Origin of the sequence: Pseudoalteromonas sp. J010 (assembly GCF_003934235.1) — a bacterium.
Classification (GTDB): Bacteria; Pseudomonadota; Gammaproteobacteria; order Enterobacterales; family Alteromonadaceae; genus Pseudoalteromonas; species Pseudoalteromonas peptidolytica.
This window is the reverse complement of sequence record NZ_RDBW01000032.1, coordinates 15022-33520: the sequence shown is the minus strand read 5'-3', so window position 1 is coordinate 33520 and position 18499 is coordinate 15022. Positions and strand designations below refer to the sequence as shown.

General features: G+C 42.2%; 13 protein-coding genes and 5 tRNA genes. 5 read left to right on the top strand and 13 right to left on the bottom strand.

Features of this window, described 5'->3' with window-relative positions:
• Nucleotide 1 precedes the first annotated feature (1 nt).
• The 4 genes from EAG18_RS16905 to EAG18_RS16890 are packed head-to-tail and all read left to right on the top strand — an operon-like array spanning nt 2 to nt 3669.
• Nucleotides 2–1036: an ABC transporter permease subunit gene (locus EAG18_RS16905; RefSeq protein ID WP_125253539.1), complete on the top strand. Its 1035-nt coding sequence runs from the start codon at nt 2–4 to the stop codon at nt 1034–1036.
• Nucleotides 1023–1916 (top strand): ABC transporter permease subunit, encoded by an 894-nt coding sequence (locus EAG18_RS16900; protein WP_125253538.1) that lies wholly within the window; start codon nt 1023–1025, stop codon nt 1914–1916. Before EAG18_RS16905 ends, EAG18_RS16900 begins: the two co-directional genes overlap by 14 nt.
• Nucleotides 1916–2923: an oligopeptide/dipeptide ABC transporter ATP-binding protein gene (locus EAG18_RS16895; protein WP_125253537.1), complete on the top strand. Its 1008-nt coding sequence runs from the start codon at nt 1916–1918 to the stop codon at nt 2921–2923. Before EAG18_RS16900 ends, EAG18_RS16895 begins: the two co-directional genes overlap by 1 nt.
• A complete protein-coding gene (locus EAG18_RS16890; RefSeq protein ID WP_125253536.1) occupies nt 2908–3669 on the top strand; it encodes an ATP-binding cassette domain-containing protein in 762 nt (253 codons plus the stop codon). The genes EAG18_RS16895 and EAG18_RS16890 overlap by 16 nt, the downstream gene beginning before the upstream one ends.
• A 308-nt stretch (nt 3670–3977) precedes the next feature.
• Here EAG18_RS16890 and EAG18_RS16885 read toward each other — a convergent pair whose 3' ends face one another.
• The 12 genes from EAG18_RS16885 to EAG18_RS16830 all read right to left on the bottom strand — a co-directional run bounded on the left by EAG18_RS16885 (nt 3978) and on the right by EAG18_RS16830 (nt 16712).
• Entirely contained in the window at nt 3978–6230 is a 2253-nt protein-coding gene (locus EAG18_RS16885; RefSeq protein ID WP_125253535.1) for a polysaccharide deacetylase family protein, read from the bottom strand.
• A 409-nt stretch (nt 6231–6639) separates the two neighbouring features.
• Entirely contained in the window at nt 6640–8550 is a 1911-nt protein-coding gene (locus EAG18_RS16880) for a SurA N-terminal domain-containing protein (RefSeq protein ID WP_125253534.1), read from the bottom strand.
• 176 nt (nt 8551–8726) lie between these two features.
• Nucleotides 8727–8999, bottom strand: coding sequence for a nucleoid-associated protein HU-beta (gene hupB / locus EAG18_RS16875; RefSeq protein WP_125253533.1), 273 nt, complete (start codon nt 8997–8999; stop codon nt 8727–8729).
• A gap of 216 nt (nt 9000–9215) precedes the next feature.
• Nucleotides 9216–11573, bottom strand: coding sequence for an endopeptidase La (lon, locus tag EAG18_RS16870; RefSeq protein ID WP_125253532.1), 2358 nt, complete (start codon nt 11571–11573; stop codon nt 9216–9218).
• 710 nt (nt 11574–12283) lie between these two features.
• Nucleotides 12284–13567 carry an ATP-dependent protease ATP-binding subunit ClpX gene (gene clpX, locus EAG18_RS16865; RefSeq protein WP_125253531.1) on the bottom strand — a complete coding sequence of 428 codons (1284 nt, stop codon included), beginning with the start codon at nt 13565–13567 and terminating at the stop codon, nt 12284–12286.
• 122 nt (nt 13568–13689) lie between these two features.
• On the bottom strand, nt 13690–14307 hold the full coding sequence (gene clpP, locus EAG18_RS16860; RefSeq protein ID WP_125253530.1) for an ATP-dependent Clp endopeptidase proteolytic subunit ClpP: 618 nt from the start codon (nt 14305–14307) through the stop codon (nt 13690–13692).
• Between the two features lie 330 nt (nt 14308–14637).
• Nucleotides 14638–15942 (bottom strand): trigger factor, encoded by a 1305-nt coding sequence (gene tig / locus EAG18_RS16855; protein ID WP_125253529.1) that lies wholly within the window; start codon nt 15940–15942, stop codon nt 14638–14640.
• Between the two features lie 279 nt (nt 15943–16221).
• A tRNA-Pro gene (locus EAG18_RS16850) sits at nt 16222–16298 on the bottom strand.
• Between the two features lie 21 nt (nt 16299–16319).
• Nucleotides 16320–16396: transfer RNA gene (locus EAG18_RS16845), tRNA-Pro, on the bottom strand.
• Between the two features lie 19 nt (nt 16397–16415).
• Nucleotides 16416–16491 (bottom strand) — tRNA-His (locus EAG18_RS16840).
• Between the two features lie 24 nt (nt 16492–16515).
• Nucleotides 16516–16592: transfer RNA gene (locus tag EAG18_RS16835), tRNA-Arg, on the bottom strand.
• Nucleotides 16593–16635: 43 nt separating this feature from the next.
• Nucleotides 16636–16712, bottom strand: a tRNA-Pro gene (locus EAG18_RS16830).
• Between the two features lie 416 nt (nt 16713–17128).
• Between EAG18_RS16830 and folD the strand changes: the two genes are divergently transcribed.
• The gene (folD, locus tag EAG18_RS16825) at nt 17129–17983 is read left to right on the top strand and encodes a bifunctional methylenetetrahydrofolate dehydrogenase/methenyltetrahydrofolate cyclohydrolase FolD (RefSeq protein WP_125253528.1); all 855 of its coding nucleotides are present in this window, start codon (nt 17129–17131) and stop codon (nt 17981–17983) included.
• 61 nt (nt 17984–18044) lie between these two features.
• Here the strand turns inward: folD and EAG18_RS16820 are convergent, their stop codons facing one another.
• Nucleotides 18045–18476, bottom strand: a complete 432-nt coding sequence (locus EAG18_RS16820; RefSeq protein WP_125253527.1) for a hypothetical protein — start codon at nt 18474–18476, stop codon at nt 18045–18047.
• Nucleotides 18477–18499 lie beyond the last annotated feature (23 nt).

The following is an 18499-nucleotide window of genomic DNA, read 5'->3' as shown; positions in this document are numbered from 1 at the left end:
GATGTTTGCAAAATATGCTTACAGGCGTATTAGTCTCCTGTGCTTTATGCTCTTTACCCTAACAGTGTTCACCTTTTCACTCAATTACTTGTTTCCAGGGGAGCTAATTACTAACTTCAGTGGTGAGGTGAACTCAAGCTATGCCCAAACACAGGCCCTGGTCGAAAAGTACCGAATCGAAGATAATATTATTGTTCAATATGGTGCCTTTATGGTACGGATGTTTGAAGGTGACTGGGGGTTGTCACTCTCTTCAGGCCAGCCTGTACTTGGCCATGTTAAGTTATTGTTCCCTGCAACTTTAGAGTTATGCTTGTACGCATTAACTGTCGCTGTAATAATTGGTGTGCCTAGTGGTGTTATTGCCAGTGCATACCATAAAAAATGGCCTGACAAGATGATTAATTCCCTAAGCTTAATGGGCTTCTCTATCCCCGTATTCTGGCTTGCGTTGCTCTTAATTATGGTATTTTGCCTTGGCTTAGGTTTATTTCCCATGTCTGGGCGCATTGGCCTGTTATATGAAATACAGCCAGTCACACACTTTATTCTTATCGATATTTATTTAGAGGACTTTCCATACGGTGGAGCCGCGTTTTGGGATGCAATTCATCATTTAGCACTTCCAACCACCGTACTGGCTATGTACCCAACGACCGTACTTATTCGTTTTACCCGCGATTCAATGTTAGATGTACTTGATCAAAATTATATCAAGACTGCCCGAGCTAAGGGTCTAAATCGCAGTCAGCTTATCCTTCACCATGCACTTAGAAATGCCCTACTGCCTGTGATCAAGCAAATTGGCCTGCAATTTAGTACACTGATTACATTAGCCATGATAACAGAAGTCATATTTTCTTGGCCTGGTCTTGGTCGCTGGCTCATCGAGAGCATCTATCAACGTGATTATCCAGCGATACAAGGGGGCTTATTGGCTGTATCCTTTTTTGTCATTATTGCCAACATGATGTCAGACCTTGTTCACTCTTTACTCGACCCTATCGCAAGGAATCAAGCGCATGGCAAAATTTAGTTTGTTTACTGAGGAGTCTAATCGCTCTCCATTATTCAGGCTTTGGCGAAAATTTCGCTCAAACCATGTTGCGTTAGTAGGCCTTTGGTTATTTTTGGCTCTGACAGTTTTGGCACTAACTGCACCTTTAATCGCGCCATACGGCGTCAATCAACAACATGCAGATGCCTTGCTCCTTCCTCCGTCTTGGCATGATGACGGTGATGTACGATTTATTCTCGGAACTGATGACCTTGGTAGAGATATTCTATCGCGACTGATGAATGGCGCGACCTATACATTCGGTCTGTCAATTATCGCAGCACTCGTGACAACAGCGCTTGGCGTAGTGCTCGGTACACTCGCAGGAGCCAGTCGAGGACTAAAATCTAGTCTATTAAACCATTTGCTTGACATCACTCTCGCGATCCCATCCCTATTATTGGCGATTATCATTATCGCTATTCTGGGTCCGGGCCTTATGAATACCGTATGGGCAATTATCTTTGCATTGCTTCCGCAATATATTCATTCGATTCGAAATCTTGTGGTGGCTGAGCTTGGTAAAGACTACATTATCGCCTTTAAACTGGATGGTGCAAACCGTTGGAGGTTGCTGGTTCGTGGCATATTACCTAATATCTATGAGCATATTGTGGTAATATTTACCATGGCGCTGTCGACTGCGATACTGGATATTGCAGCTTTGGGCTTTTTAAAATTAGGCGCTCAGCCTCCCTCCACTGAGTGGGGAGCTATCCTTCAAGAGAATTTGAGTTTGATATATCTCGCACCGTGGACCGTAGGACTGCCAGGCGTTCTTTTATTCATCGCAGTATTATCCACCAACCTTGTTGGCGATGGTTTACGTGAAGCTTTAAAAAATCGGAAGGCCGATTAATGCAATTGTTAGACATTAAGAACCTCACTATTGAACTTCGTACCGAAGATGGCGTTATTAGAGCGGTTGATAAGGTCAATCTGAGCCTAAAAGAAGGCGAAGTACATGCGCTAGTCGGAGAGTCCGGCTCGGGTAAAAGCTTAATTGCTAAGGCCATTGTGGGTGTGCTTAATCAACGTTGGACAGTAACTGCTGACAGAATGCACTGGCGAGGTGTCGACTTAATGCGACTTTCACCGGAAAAGCGCCGTAAACTTGTGAGCCAAGATATCGCGATGATTTATCAGGAACCAAGTCGAAGCCTAGACCCTCTGGTGAGCATTTTTGATCAAATCGCTGAATCTATTCCTGACAGCGCACTTAAAGGCGGCTTTTTCGGTCGTCGCAAAGCTCGCAAAGAAAAGGTACGCGCTTTGTTACATAAAGCAGGTATTAGAGACGATAAAAAGATTTGTAGTAGTTACCCGCATGAACTGTCTGAGGGAATGTGTCAGAAAATAATGATAGCCATGGCAATTGCGAGGAGTCCAAAATTACTGATTGCTGACGAGCCTACAACAGCACTTGAAAGCACAGCCCGAGCGCAAGTATTTAGGCTATTAAAAGCTTTAAATCAGCTCAAAAACATGTCAATTTTAATGATTTCTCACGAGCTAGAGGAGATATCTGACTGGTCACATGCTATGCACGTGCTGTATTGTGGCCAGATGGTAGAGGCAGGCCCTACCCGTGCTATCTTTAAGCAACCACTGCATCCATATACGCAAGCACTGGTAAAAAGCTTGCCTGATTTTGGTCAAGGGCTCGGTCATAAAGAACCATTTTATGCGCTGAAAGGCACTATTCCACCTTTACAACACCTACCAATTGGATGTCGATTGGGACCTAGATGCCCACAAGCACAAAAAGAGTGTGTGGTAACACCAAGACAAAGTCGCTCTCACGGCCACAGTTATGCCTGCCACTTTCCACTCATTAAGGTGAAGCAAAAATGCAGCCCGTCTTAAAAGTACAATCTCTCAATAAATCTTATGTTTCGCGCCAAGGTCTGTTTAAGCGCCACTCTATGAAAGTGCTCAGGGACGTTTCATTTGCATTGGCACCCGGACAAACATTGGCAATTATCGGAGAAACAGGCTCAGGTAAAAGTACCCTAGCAAAAGTGCTTGCGGGTGCCGATATTGCAGACTCAGGGCAAATACTACTCAATGGGCAAATAGTCGAAGACAGTGGCGTACGAGAACATGATTGCCGCACTATTCGCCTTATCTTCCAAGACCCTACCCGTTCGTTGAATCCAGGACTTACAATCGGCGACATGCTTGATGACTGCTTGCAATATAATACTGAACTTACCGAGGATCAAAGGTATAAGAAAATTAGGGTAACGTTAAGTCGAGTCGGCTTGCTTGGTGAACACATTGACTACTACCCTCACATGTTTAGTGGCGGGCAATTACAGCGCGTAGCATTAGCAAGAGCGTTAATACTAGACCCAAAAGTATTGGTATTAGATGAAGCGTTATCATCTCTTGATCCATCGGTCCGAGCGCAAACCGTTAACCTTCTACTTGAACTGCAAGCCGCAACAGGTTTAGCTTATGTCCTTATTACCCATCATTTGAGCTTAGTGCGTCATATGAGCGATGAGATACTAGTATTAAATCGCGGTAAAGTAGTTGAATATGGTGAAACCGAGAGTGTATTTAGTACACCTAAGTCTAAAACGATGCAAAAACTCCTCTCAGCCTAGTGAATTAATATATTAGGCTGGATCCACTATCAATACCAATGTGTAATGGTGGATCCTGGCCTTAGATAAAACCCTAAGCTAAACCAATTGCTATATAACACCGCATAGTCTTAATATTTACTCAATTTGAAAGAGTAAATCCGATCTAATTACATTAAATTTTTTGCCTTGCCTTGCCTTGCCTATACGAAGGCAGGCACCTTGACGATAGCAGGATGCGGCAGCAGAGCTATCGACAAGGTTTTCTCGCCTCAAATGAGCAAGCTTCATTAAGATAATATGGTATCAGAGCCAATGAAGGCGAAAAATTAATTGGATGACGCTTTAAAGTTCATACATTCACTGGTGTGACAAAACTTTAACCCTTTTTCACTAGCGTATGCGAGTATAGATTCTAGATTTTCAGCTGTGATATACCATATATCACCTTGAACACCAATAGCATGTGAAGCCAAGTACAATGTTTCCCCACCACGAAGTTTATCAATAGCAGCCTTAACCTTGTCAATATCATACATATGAGAGTCTACGGATAGGCCATAGGTATATATACCATCACTGCGCTCTCCTTTATATTCCAACCCTTCCCATGCAGCAAACTTTCGAATATGCTTAAAATGTTTTTTTAGCTCGATGTCAGTCGCTAAGGAATGAGCACCATATGGATAGGCAAATGACTTAACATCAAACCCATCTTGCTCCATCAATCGTAGCTGCGAAAGCACATCATCTTCGAGCCACTGCTCAACACCATACTTAGCCGAATATAACTCTGCATTCACATGCCTTGTTCCGTGATGGCCGATTTCATGTCCTCGCGCTACTAATTTATGCATCTGATTTTTATTAAGGTCATGGTAAAAGCTCGCATAAAAAGTGAAGGTTGCATCGTATTTATCAAATAACCAAAGGTGATTATATAGAGTCGGCAAAGCCCCACCATCATCAAACGATATATTTATCTGCTTTGGCCAAACATACTTTTGATTATAATGAAACTCGTCAACCAACTGCTGAACCTTGCTAAAAGATACTGGAGCATCTGGTAGGTTTGCGATAACTTCATCAAAAGCCCATCTATTAATAGCTTTATCTTCAGTATTCAATCCAGTTATTCCAACCTGAACTAATTGTTCGATTGTTAAACGAGACTTATCTGTAACCTCGAATAACTCTGTGACGTTACATATTTTTATTTTTAAATCTGGCGCTGTAAATGCACTTTTTGATGTTTTTAAGTACTCTTGCACAGCATTGAGATTTGTTTCATTTACACAAGAAAAACCAGCACTGGCAAAAGTGCTTTTGGGTAGGGACAATGCTTTTTCAGAGCCCTGTGACGCAATAATGGTTTCTATTAACTCATCTGTCGTTACAGACTTTTCCGTGTTTTTAAAGTTTAGGCACTCTGAAGTCTTACAAAACTGAAGATTTTTAGACTTCGCATACGCTAGTACTTTCTCTAAGTTTTCTGCTGTAATGAACCAAACGTCACCTTGTACACCAATCGCATGAGAAGCTAAATAAAGCGTTTCTCCCCCTTTTAGGTTATCAATAGCATTTTTTACTTTCTCAAAGTCAAACATATGAGAGTCAATTGACAAGCCATACGTAAATACACCATCACTTCGCTCCCCTTTGTAATGTAGATTTTCCCAGGCAGCAAACTTTCTAATATGAGAAAAATGGTTATTTAACAGGTTATCTGTTGCTAGTGAATGTGCTCCGTAAGGATAAGCAAATGAAGTTATATTGAACCCGTCAGCTTTCATCTTCACAAGTTGCGAGTATACATCTTCTTGGAACCACTTATCGATACCGTGTTCAGCTGAATACAACTCGGCGTTGAGGTGCTTCGTACCGTGGTGCCCAATTTCATGTCCGCTTTTCACTAACTCGACAATTTTAGCTTTGTCTAGATCATCATAAAAACTTGCATAAAAGGTGAACTTGGCATCGTATTTTGAAAACAACCATAAGTGGTTATATAAGGTTGGTAATGCCCCACCATCATCGAATGACAAATTGATTTGTTTTGGCCAGACATATTCTTGATTATAATGAAATTGATCAACTAGTTTCTGCAGTTTTGTATATTTGAACTCTTCATCGATAATAGCTAATTTCACTTCATCTACGGCCCAATGGTTTACTTCTCCATCATCTTTGAGCAAACCTGTGATACCCGCTTTTTGCATGAGTTCAGCAGTCAACTCATTTTTGCTTTTGAGTCCATATAAATCAGCTACACTGCATAACCTCTCATCTAATTGTTCTTTAGATAGTTTTTCTTTTGTAGATGACAGGTAATCTTTAATTGCATCTAAGTTTGTAGAATTTACACAAGTGAAACCAGCACTTTCAAAGTCTTGTTGACTGGTTTCTTTAGATTCTGGGCTTCCCTGAGCGTTTAAAATCTTTTTAGTAGACGTTAGCTTTAATTTCTCGGCACCATTGTTATCGACATTGCTATTTCCATTGGAATTTTCCGCTTTGTCGCTACCACCACCACAGCCGGACAATAATAAGGCTAAGACGAGAGTACTAATTCGGATTTTCATTTTAAGTCCCTAATAAAATACAAAAGTTAGGAATTATATTGGGAACTGAAAAAAAGTCAATACAGGGACAAGAGATAATATAACTTGTACTAATTATCTTAATTAAGTGGTCTATTTTGAAGCGAGAAAATCTTGTCGATAACTCCGCTACCGCGTCCTGCTATCGCTAAGGTACCTACATCCATATAGGCAAGGCAAAAATTTTGCTATTTAGTTGTTCTAAATGAGAAATTTTTAACGCTGCTAGCGTCAGATTTACTCCTTCAAATTGAGCAAGTATTAATATTAATTAATATAAATGTACTTTGTATCAGCTTTGCTTTCTAGAATTAATAAGACGCTCCGTTAGATCACATTTATATACGCATAAAAAAAGCGCCAACGCGGCGCTTTTTTCATTATTGAGTTGCTATTGCTGCTCAGCTAATTGTAGCTGAGGCCTAATTACTTCGGCTTTAGCTTCAAGTGCTGCCAGYAGTTCTAAATAATTTTTATTAGCAAATGAGGAAGTGATTGATTGTTTCTGCTGCGGATCTATCTGTCCATCCACGTCTGGAGTGGTTACTGATTTAAGCACCACAAATGCAGCGTCACCATTTCCTAATTCAACCAACGCAGGGTAAGATTGCGCAACACCAGGTTGAGGTAGTTTAAATGCTTCAGTTGCTATCGCAGGAGGAACATCATAGCTTCTACGCTGCAGCTCATTGACACTTTTAACCTCAATGTTTTGTGCTTTGGCAATGTCTGCCAGTGTCGTGCCATTTTGCAATTGCTCAAACAGTGATTGAGCTTTCTCAGTAATCAAGCTTGATGCTTTCTCAGCAACTAGCTGTGCTTGAATTTGCTCACTGACTTCTTCTAGCGGTTTAGTGGCCGCAGCTTTATGATCCGAAACACGTACTACGACAATATGTTCTGGCGCAACCTCTAAAACTTCTGAATTCACTCTGTCTTCGATTAATTCAGGAGTAAAAATAGTATTATTTATAGCTGGCATGTTTAATGGCTCAGGAAGCGCATTACGGCTTACTAACTCGGTAGACTTAACTTCTACGCCAGCAACTTCTGCTGCATCTTGAAGGGAGTCCGCCATTTCAAAGGCCAATTCAGCAACCTGAGTTTGTTTTTGGTAGAAAGCATCTATTTTAGCTGCTTTTTCAAGCTCAGCACGCAACTCATCTTTAACATCATCAAAAGATTGGGCCTGTTGACGTAGAATATCAGTCAGCTTAATGATGTGATAACCAAACTCAGACTCAACCACCTCTGATACATCACCTACTGCTGCAAGCGAAAACGCTGCGTCTTCAAATGCAGGATCCATCATCTCTCGTTCAATCCAGTCTAAATCACCACCTAGTTCTGCACTGACAATATCATCTGATTTTTCTTCTGCAAGAGTTGCAAAATCAGCACCGCTATTTAGCTCCGCTAGCAGCATGTCTGCTTTTTCTTTTGCAGCTGCAGCATCTTCACCCAAGTCTACTAAAATGTGTGAAACGCGACGCCTTTCAGGCTCTAGATACTGGTTCTTTTGTTCTTCATAATATGTTTTAACGGCCTCTTCAGTAACCGGCTCAGCAGGCTCTAAATCTTCTGCTTTCAACTCAATATAGTTCACAGCCACCAACTCTGGTGCTTGGAACTGATTCTGATTTAGATCATAGTAGCTCTGAACCTCTTCTGGTGAAACTGAGACTTCATCTTTTACTAAATCTTTACTTAAGACGGCATAATCGATTGCACGGGTTTGCTGCTGTAACGCAAGAGAATGTTGTAATTCATTTTCTAATACAAAGTCACTGCCAGCTACCGCAGAGATAAGTTGTGCTCGTGTCATTTCATCGCGTAAATACTCACGGAAGCTGTCAGGTTGAAAATTCATCTGGCGAATAACTTGGAGGTAACGGTCATTGCTAAACTCACCACCGATTTGGAAGTAAGGCATCTCAACAATCGCTTTTTTTACCTGCTCATCACTCACTCGAAGACCAAGTTCCTTTGCCAGTTGTGACTGTAGTTCTTGCTGTACTAATTGATCTACAACACCTTGGCGGATTTGTGCCATGTAATTTGGATCTGCTGCTATTTGCGCAAAATACTCACCAAACTGCTGCTCTAAACGTGCACGCTCATTCGAGTAAGCACGTGAGAACTTTGTCTGCGAGATCTTTATTCCATTGACTTCTGCGACAGGTTGCTCAGTGGTTTGACCTAGGTAACCACCGATCCCTGCTAACGCAAAAGATAAGATGACTAAACCTAATATGATTTTAGCCGCAGGGCCCTGTGAGCCTTCTCTGATCTTTTCAAGCATTTATTGTTTCTCTTATCTAAGTCAAAGCACATAAGCACTTTGTATTGCTAGATTTGGGTTAGCATCACACCACCGCCACGAGGTTTGAGGTGGTATAAAAAAAGCGTATCTTAGCAGATACGCCTTTTATCTTGAAGCAGTTCGCGACGACTCTGCATCGCCTAATCCAAAATGAATTAGTTTACTGCGTCTTTAAGCGCTTTACCCGCTTTGAAAGATGGGATGTTAGCTGCTGCGATTTGAATAGTCTCACCAGTTTGTGGGTTACGACCAGAACGTGCAGCGCGCTCACGTACTGAGAAAGTACCAAAACCTACAAGTGCAACAGAGTCACCTTCTTTAAGTGCACCGGTTACCGACTCAATGAATGAATCTAGCGCACGACCAGCAGCCGCTTTAGAAATGTCAGCATCAGCTGCGATTTGATCGATTAATTGAGATTTATTCACAATATCATCCTCTTCCATAGTTATTATCAAAAGTTACTTCTATCTGATAACTTTTGCTATTCATTTAGAGACATCACAGCGACTCTCTAATTCTCGAAATCTTTCTCAAGCCTAGTGATTACGGGGCTTGCGAACCACCAAGCTTGAATACAGTGCCTAACTTAACACACCTTTTAGATTTGAAAAGCCTTTTCACTTAATTTTTTGGCTTTTTTCTTAGTTTTTTTGTGATTCTACACTAAAACTGTCTATTGGCTGCGCTAATGCTAATGATAGAACTTCGTCAATCCAAGACACAGCATGAATATCAAGTCCTTCAAGGACATTTTCAGGAATTTCTTTTAAGTCACGCTCGTTCTTTTTCGGTATTAAAACTCGTTTAATTCCACCACGATGCGCTGCAAGTAACTTTTCCTTTAAACCACCAATTGGCAGCACTTCACCACGTAATGTGATTTCACCGGTCATCGCGACATCTGCACGCACTGGGTTGCCAGTTAAACTTGACACTAAGCCTGTTACCATGGCGATACCCGCACTTGGTCCATCTTTAGGAGTCGCGCCTTCAGGAACATGCACATGAATATCACGCTTCTCATAAAAGTCGTCGTTAATACGAAGCTTTTCAGCACGATTGCGTACCACCGTCATCGCAGCCTGAATAGATTCCTGCATCACATCACCCAAAGAGCCAGTGTACGTCAGTTTGCCTTTGCCTGGCACAGCAGCACATTCAATGGTTAATAGATCACCACCAACTTCTGTCCACGCTAGACCCGTAACTTGACCAACACGATCACCATCTTCAGCTTTACCGTAATCATGGCGCTGAACACCTAAAAATTCTTCTAGGTTTGTTTGGTTAATCACAACTTGCTTTACATCTTTGTCTAGCAAAATGTTTTTCACCGCTTTGCGACAGAGTTTAGAAACTTCGCGCTCTAGGTTCCGTACCCCAGCCTCTCGAGTGTAATACCGGATAATACCAATAATCGCACTGTCTTCGATGTTAATTTCAGATTCTTTCAGACCATTACGCTTGATCTGTTTAGGAATTAAGTGCTGTTTCGCAATATTAAGCTTTTCATCTTCGGTATAACCCGACAAACGGATCACTTCCATACGATCAAGCAGTGGGCCTGGTATATTGAAGCTATTTGATGTCGCAACAAACATCACGTCCGATAAATCGTAGTCTACTTCTAAATAGTGATCTGCAAAGTTGCTATTTTGCTCAGGATCTAACACCTCTAATAGAGCAGATGCAGGGTCGCCACGCATGTCCGATGACATCTTGTCGATTTCATCTAATAAGAAAAGCGGGTTCTTCACGCCAACTTTCGACATACTTTGAATAAGCTTACCCGGCATTGAGCCAATATAGGTTCTTCTGTGACCACGAATTTCAGCCTCGTCGCGCACGCCACCGAGCGCCATACGCACATACTTACGACCTGTAGAACGCGCGATAGATTGGCCTAAACTGGTTTTACCAACTCCAGGAGGGCCAACTAGGCACAGGATAGGGCCTTTGAGCTTATTGGTGCGTTGTTGTACGGCAAGGTACTCGATAATGCGATCTTTTACTTTTTCTAAGCCATAATGGTCTGAGTCTAGAATCTTTTGCGCACCTGCTAAGTCCTTTTTCACCTTAGAGCGTTTTTTCCATGGGACATTTATCATCGTCTCTATGTAAGAACGCACCACAGTCGCTTCTGCAGACATCGGTGACATCATCTTCAGTTTGTTCAGCTCCGCCAGTGCTTTTTCTTCCGCTTCTTGCGGCATTTTTGCTTCGCTAATGCGTTTTTTCAGCGCTTCAAATTCATCTGGTACGTCGTCTAACTCACCAAGTTCTTTCTGAATTGCTTTCATTTGCTCATTCAGATAATACTCACGTTGTGACTTCTCCATTTGCTTTTTCACGCGAGAACGGATTTTCTTTTCTACTTGAAGTAAATCGATCTCACCTTCCATCAGCGCCATCAAGTACTCAAGACGTTCTGTTACATCATGAATTTCCAGTACCTTTTGCTTTTCAGGCACTTTAATTGGCATATGCGCAGCCATTGTATCAGCAAGGCGTGCGGCCTCATCAATACCTGAAACTGACGTCAGTACTTCAGGTGGAATTTTCTTATTAAGCTTTACATAGCCTTCAAACTGGCTAATTGCACTACGCACTAATATATCTTGCTCTTGCTCATCAGCATCCTGTGAAAGGATGTACTGTGCTTGCGCTAAGAAATATTCGTCTGTAACTAAAAATTCGTCTATTTTGGCGCGCTGCGTGCCTTCAACAAGTACTTTTACCGTACCATCAGGCAGTTTTAATAGTTGTAACACCGTCGCAATAGTGCCTGTTTGGTAGACATCATCAGTGCTAGGGTCATCAACTGAAGCGTCTTTTTGCGCAACCAAAAAGATTTGCTTGTCGTTGTCCATCGCTGCTTCTAGGCATTTTATTGATTTTTCTCGACCTACAAACAGCGGGATCACCATGTGCGGATACACGACTACGTCGCGCAGCGCTAACACAGGAATTTCTACTCGATCCGTTCTTTCAAGCGTCATTATGTTCTCTTCGCACTTAAATTAATTTTGGGAATACTGAGCTATATGGGGATAACGCAGATAAAGTTCAATAGTTTATAGTAATCCACATCAACTAGGGATCAATTTAAGGCATAAAGCAATCAAATATCAGTAAACTAATGCTCCAGCTTATTTGCAACGATAAGGGACTATATCGACTTCTTTCATAGCGTCGTATGTCTAGAAGCGACTTTTCCACTTAAAAAAATAAACGGTTTGTTAGCCCTGAGGGTTGAACAAGTATTTAGCTAACTCATTGCTTCTCAATAACATTGAATTACTCTCTTATCTAGCCAAAACGTTTCAGGGATAGCGTTGCCCTTGCCGGTTTCCAGAAAAGTATGAGTTATCCAAAGCTCAGGGTTTTTAGTTCAACTGGTATCATATTGGGGCAATACCTATTCGCATAATTAAGCTTACTATTTTGAGGCGAGAAAACTCTGTCTATTACTAAGCGAAAACTCTCCATTTATTTGTTCTACATAGAAGATGTTTAGCGCAGTTAGCGTCAGATTTACGCCTTCAAATTGAGCAAGTATTAAGCATAATTGGTATAAGCTCTGGTGAGGGAAAATACTGATTTAGCTTACCAACCATGAGCTAGCCTCGCAGTTTACCTTATACTTTTTGTTAGCTCCTAACTTAGATGTAAAAAGGAGCACTAGGCTCCTTTATACTTTAATCCTGAGCTACTCAGATGCCGCTTTTTCTTTACCATTGTTTTCGTAAATCATAATCGGATCTGACTCTCCTTTGATAACGGTTTCGTCAATAACTACTTTACTGACTTCTTCCAATGAAGGTAACTCATACATAGTGTCGAGCAATACGCCTTCAACAATCGAGCGCAATCCTCGTGCACCAGTCTTTCGCTCCATCGCTTTATGCGCAATCGCTCGCAAAGCGTCTTCACGGAACTCAAGATCCACGCCTTCCATCTTAAACAACGCTGCATATTGCTTTGTTAAGGCATTTTTTGGTTCGTTTAAGATCTCAATAAGCGCATCTTCATCAAGTTCGGTCAAAGTTGCAACAACCGGTAAACGACCAATAAATTCAGGAATTAAACCGTATTTGACCAAATCTTCAGGCTCAACATCTTTAAATGTTTCGCTCAGTGAACGCTCTGAGTCTTTTGACTTAACTTCAGCACCGAAACCGATACCTGTATTTTTAGAACTACGTTGTTCAATCACCTTATCAAGGCCAGCAAATGCACCACCGCAGATGAATAAGATTTTCGATGTATCAACTTGCAAAAACTCTTGTTGCGGATGTTTTCGACCACCTTGAGGCGGAACAGATGCAACTGTACCTTCAATCAGTTTAAGTAATGCTTGTTGTACACCCTCACCCGATACATCACGGGTAATAGATGGATTGTCTGATTTTCTTGAAATCTTATCGATTTCGTCGATATAGACAATGCCACGTTGTGCCTTTTCTACGTCGTAGTCACATTTTTGTAGCAGCTTTTGAATGATGTTCTCAACATCTTCACCAACATAACCAGCTTCAGTTAACGTTGTTGCATCTGCCATCGTAAATGGTACATCAAGAAGTCTTGCAAGCGTCTCGGCCAATAGTGTTTTACCACTACCTGTTGGACCAATTAGCAAGATATTACTTTTACCTAATTCTACATCACCCTTACCACCTTGGTTGCGTAAGCGCTTGTAGTGATTGTATACAGCAACGGACAGCACTTTTTTCGCATGTTCCTGACCGATAACATAATCATCAAGGTGATTTCTGATCTCTTTTGGCACAGGTAATTTATCAGACGCGTCATGCTTAGGCGCAATATCTTTGATTTCTTCCCTGATAATATCGTTACAAAGTTCAACGCACTCGTCACATATATAGACAGATGGACCGGCAATTAACTTACGAACTTCATGCTGGCTCTTGCCGCAAAATGAGCAATACAGCAGCTTGCTATTCTTATCGCCGTCTGTTGGAGTGTCTGACATTCAGCTACCTCATTCTTTTGTTGTTATCTGTCGATAACATCGTATTTCTTTTAACTATACCAAAGAATAAAAGCTTTGGCATAGCAGTAACCAATGATTTGTGCTCATTGATTACCGACTAATCACTTCAGTTCGCGACGTGAATGAACCGCGTCAATTAAGCCATATTCTAGGGCTTGGTCGGCAGTCATAAAATTATCTCTATCGGTGTCACGTGCAACTACATCGTATGGTTGTCCAGTATGATCAGCCATCAGACGATTTAACTTTTCTTTAATAGACAAGATTTCTCTTGCATGAATTTCAAAATCTGATGCCTGACCTTGGAAGCCACCTAAAGGCTGGTGGATCATCACTCGAGAGTTTGGCAAGCAATAACGTTTACCTTTAGCGCCGCCTGAAAGCAAAAATGCTCCCATACTCGCTGCCTGACCAACACAAACCGTACTAACATCAGGCTTAATAAAGTTCATTGTATCGTAGATAGACATTCCAGCAGTCACGGAACCACCAGGTGAATTGATATACAAGAAAATATCTTTGTCTGGGCTTTCCGACTCCAAGAACAACATCTGTGCCACGATCAAGTTGGCCATATGGTCCTCTACTTGACCTGTCAAAAAAATGATGCGGTCTTTAAGTAGTCTAGAGTAAATGTCATAAGAACGCTCGCCTTTAGCCGTTTGCTCCACGACCATAGGTACTAACGCATTGATTGGATCGATCATACCATCATTCATGTTTTTTATTCCTTACTAGCACAGAATTTGTTGCCTTATTGTAATAGGTAACTTAAATCGCTTGCGACTCAAGAGACATTCTGTCATTCGGTTTTAGGCTAATACTTTTTTGAGCGAAATAGAACGAGCATTTCTAACAGCTCGTTGTGATAAGCACATTTTGTCTTATACCATCAAGTATAGCTAATAAAATAAGCCATGCCTCAAGATATAAGTACTTTATGCTTCAATATCAAGGTGTAAAAACAAAAATGGCCCGAATTCTCTCACCGAGTAACTCGAGCCATTTAAACTTCAGCTTAGCTGGAAGTCAATGATTTCTTCAAAGACTTATTGAGCAGCCTGTGGGTTCATGATGTCATCGAATGATTTTTCAACATCAGAAACAGTTGCAGCTGCAAGTACAGCTTCAACAGCAAGCTCTTCCATTGCTACGTTACGCATCTGCTGCATAAGTTGATCGTTTGTYTTGTAGTATGAAACTACTTCACTTGGATCTTCGTATGCAGAAGCAACAGTCTCGATTAATTCTTCAACCTTTGCATCGTCAGCTTTGATGTCATTCGCTTTGATTACTTCACCTAAAAGCAAGCCAGTTTTTACGCGAGTAACAGCTTGCTCATGGAAAAGCTCAGCTGGTAGCTCAGGCATGTTTTGCGCGTTGCCGCCAAAACGCTGTGCAGCCTGTTGACGAAGTGCGTCGATTTCTTGATCAACTAGTGCTTTAGGCACTTCAACTTCGTTAGTGTCAAGAAGGCCTTTGATCGCTTGATCTTTTACGTTTGCTTTAACCGCTTGGCTAAGCTCACGTTCCATGTTCTTCTTCACTTCTTCTTTAAGTGCGTCAACACCACCTTCAGCAACACCAAACTTAGTTGCGAACTCGTCAGTTAGTTCAGGAAGCTCTTGAACTTCAACTTTCTTCACAGTAATTGTAAATTGAGCTGCTTTACCTTTTAAGTTTTCAGCGTGGTAGTCTTCAGGGAAAGTCACATCAGAAACGACTTCGTCACCTGCTTTCTTACCAACGATACCATCTTCGAAACCTGGGATCATACGACCTTGACCAAGCTCTAGAGGGAAGTCTTCAGCTTTTCCGCCTTCAAACTCTTCACCGTCAATTGTACCAACGAAGTCAACCGTTACACGGTCTTTTTCGCCAGCAGCTGCGTCGCTTTCAGTCCAAGTAGCGTGTTGCTTACGAAGTGTTTCAAGCATGTTAGCAAGATCTTCGTCAGTTACTGAAACAGCAGGCTTCTCAACTGCAATTTTATCTAAGTCTTTAAGCTCAACTTCAGGGTATACTTCAAAAGTTGCATCGAACTCTAAATCTTTACCAGCTTCTAGTGACTTAGGAGCAAATGTAGGTGCGCCCGCTGGGTTGATTTTCTCAGCAATGATTGCTTCGATGTAATTACGCTGCATAATATCGCCAGCAACTTCTTGACGAACAGCTGCGCCGTAACGCTTAGTGATGATTGACACTGGTACTTTACCAGGGCGGAAGCCATCGATACGCTGTGTTTTTGACAGTTGTTGTAGGCGTTTTTTAACTTCAGTCTCAACGTTCTCTGCAGGAACGGTGATGGTCAGACGGCGCTCAAGGCCTTGAGTCGTCTCAACAGAAACTTGCATGATTTACCTCAATCTTCATTTTTGGGCGACAAAGCGCCTTCCTTACTAACAAGACAACCATCATGCTTTTGTGGGCCTTCGGCTAAACTGCCAAACTCTCCGTTGCATGTGACGCTTGTTGCCTGCCCTACGGGCACTACGTTAATTAATAGACGCGGCATTATAACCTATTCAACGACGGAGTCGAGCAATCAGGTTAAATAATTAGGCATATTGGTGCTAATTGATTAAAAGTTAGTAAATTTGAAATAAATGACTGAGATACTGATAGAGAGAAAGTGGTCGGCGATGCAGGATTTGAACCTGCGACCCCTTGGACCCAAACCAAGTGCGCTACCAAGCTGCGCTAATCGCCGAACATAAGTATTTTGTAGAAGTGGTCGGCGATGCAGGATTTGAACCTGCGACCCCTTGGACCCAAACCAAGTGCGCTACCAAGCTGCGCTAATCGCCGACTAATTTTGGCATGTAGATGGGGCGACTGATGGGACTTGAACCCACGACAACCGGAATCACAATCCAGGGCTCTACCAACTGAGCTACAGCCGCCGCTACATGTGGATTAAAATAAGATGGCGCACCCTGAAGGATTCGAACCTTCGACCGACGCCTTAGAAGGGCGTTGCTCTATCCAGCTGAGCTAAGGGCGCAAACTCGAGTAAACATCTTCATGCTACTATCTTATTTTAAAAGTGGTCGGCGATGCAGGATTTGAACCTGCGACCCCTTGGACCCAAACCAAGTGCGCTACCAAGCTGCGCTAATCGCCGACTGTGACCTTGGAGAACTAAGAACCTTTTTATCGGTGAGTCCTCGTTGGCAACGGGGYGCATAATAGTGATTTGCCCCCAGCAGGTCAAATATTTTTTTTAGTTTTTGTTTCAACTGCCTAATTTTACCACAAATTGTTGATAAAACAGCTGACTTAATCAAATTTTATACGCTCTTACCTAGGCAAGTTGTGAAAACCTCCGGTTTTACGCAATGCTAACTTGGCGGGCTGGCTGTTTTTTGCGAAAATAGCGGGCAAATGTCCTCTATCAAACTAATTAGCAGGACATATAAATAGAGCAACCCCATTATTTTTCTTTACAAGCAGAGTCATCACTCAATAAAAGTACTTGTATAGGAGAATTTAAAGGCTCTATCATCGTTCAAGTTTTTTAACCCTTAATATAGGTCAATCATGACGGCAAACATCATTGATGGCAAAGCTATCGCGAAACAAGTTCGTTCTACTGTTGCACAACGAGTTCAAGAGAGACTGGCACAAGGTCTGAGAGCACCAGGCTTGGCAGTTGTGTTAGTAGGTCAGGATCCTGCGAGTCAAGTTTATGTTGGTTCAAAGCGTAAAGCCTGTGAAGAAGTTGGATTTGTTTCTAAATCTTTCGACTTACCAGGTGACACGAGCGAAGCGCAACTGCTCACGCTAGTTGACGAGCTTAATGCAGACCCTGAAGTTGATGGGATCTTAGTACAATTGCCGCTACCTGAAGGCCTAGACGCGGAAAAAGTGTTAGAGCGTATCGATCCTCACAAAGACGTCGACGGCTTCCATCCTTATAATGTGGGTCGTCTTGCTCAACGAATGCCAGCACTAAGACCTTGTACGCCAAAAGGGATCATTACCCTACTCGACTCTACCGGTGTGCGTTATAAAGGGATGCACGCTGTTGTGGTTGGTGCTTCAAACATTGTAGGTCGTCCAATGTCACTTGAACTGCTACTGGCAGGATGTACCACAACCGTTTGCCATAAATTTACTCAAGACTTGGAAGCCCACGTTCGTCGTGCAGATCTACTCGTCGTCGCAGTCGGTAAACCTGAGTTTATTCCGGGCGACTGGGTTAAAGAAGGTGCCATTGTCATTGATGTAGGTATTAACCGATTGGAATCAGGTAAGTTAGTCGGTGACGTGCAATATGACATCGCGGAACAAAACGCGAGCTTTATCACTCCAGTGCCTGGTGGCGTAGGCCCGATGACAGTAGCTAGCTTGATTGAAAACACCCTTGAAGCGTGTGAAAACTATCACAGCTAAATAGTATTGAGTTATAACACTGATAAGGCCTCTGATGAGGCCTTTATCATTTTGAGCCTCACTAACTCAGTAGCGTGTCCTTGTTCGCTTTGTTTTCTTCTTGAGTTACCGCATCTCTCATTGCTTCTTCTAATGCAGCCATACGCTCTTCTAATTCTTCGGGTGAAATTTTTCCCTCGGCTGCGAGCTTTTCAAGCTCTGCCATTTTCTCTTTTAATTCATCAATTTTCTCTTTATTTGCCCCTAAGCGGCTAAACATTACCGCTTCTCTCATTTTTTCGAGAAATGTTTCATTACGCTCCACTACTTCATATTTAAATGGCTCGTCTACTTTATGGTCGAGTGCACGAGAAGATTGTGCAGCTATATCCGCAGCCGCGACATACGCTTGCTCTTGAGCACTTGATTTAGCTCGATTAGTTTGGGTAGGGCTGTGCTGCTGCGAAGCAGACTCTACCGTACGAGTTGCAAAGTGAGATTGATAAGTGATCATGATTGCTCTCCTTGATTTGTTCA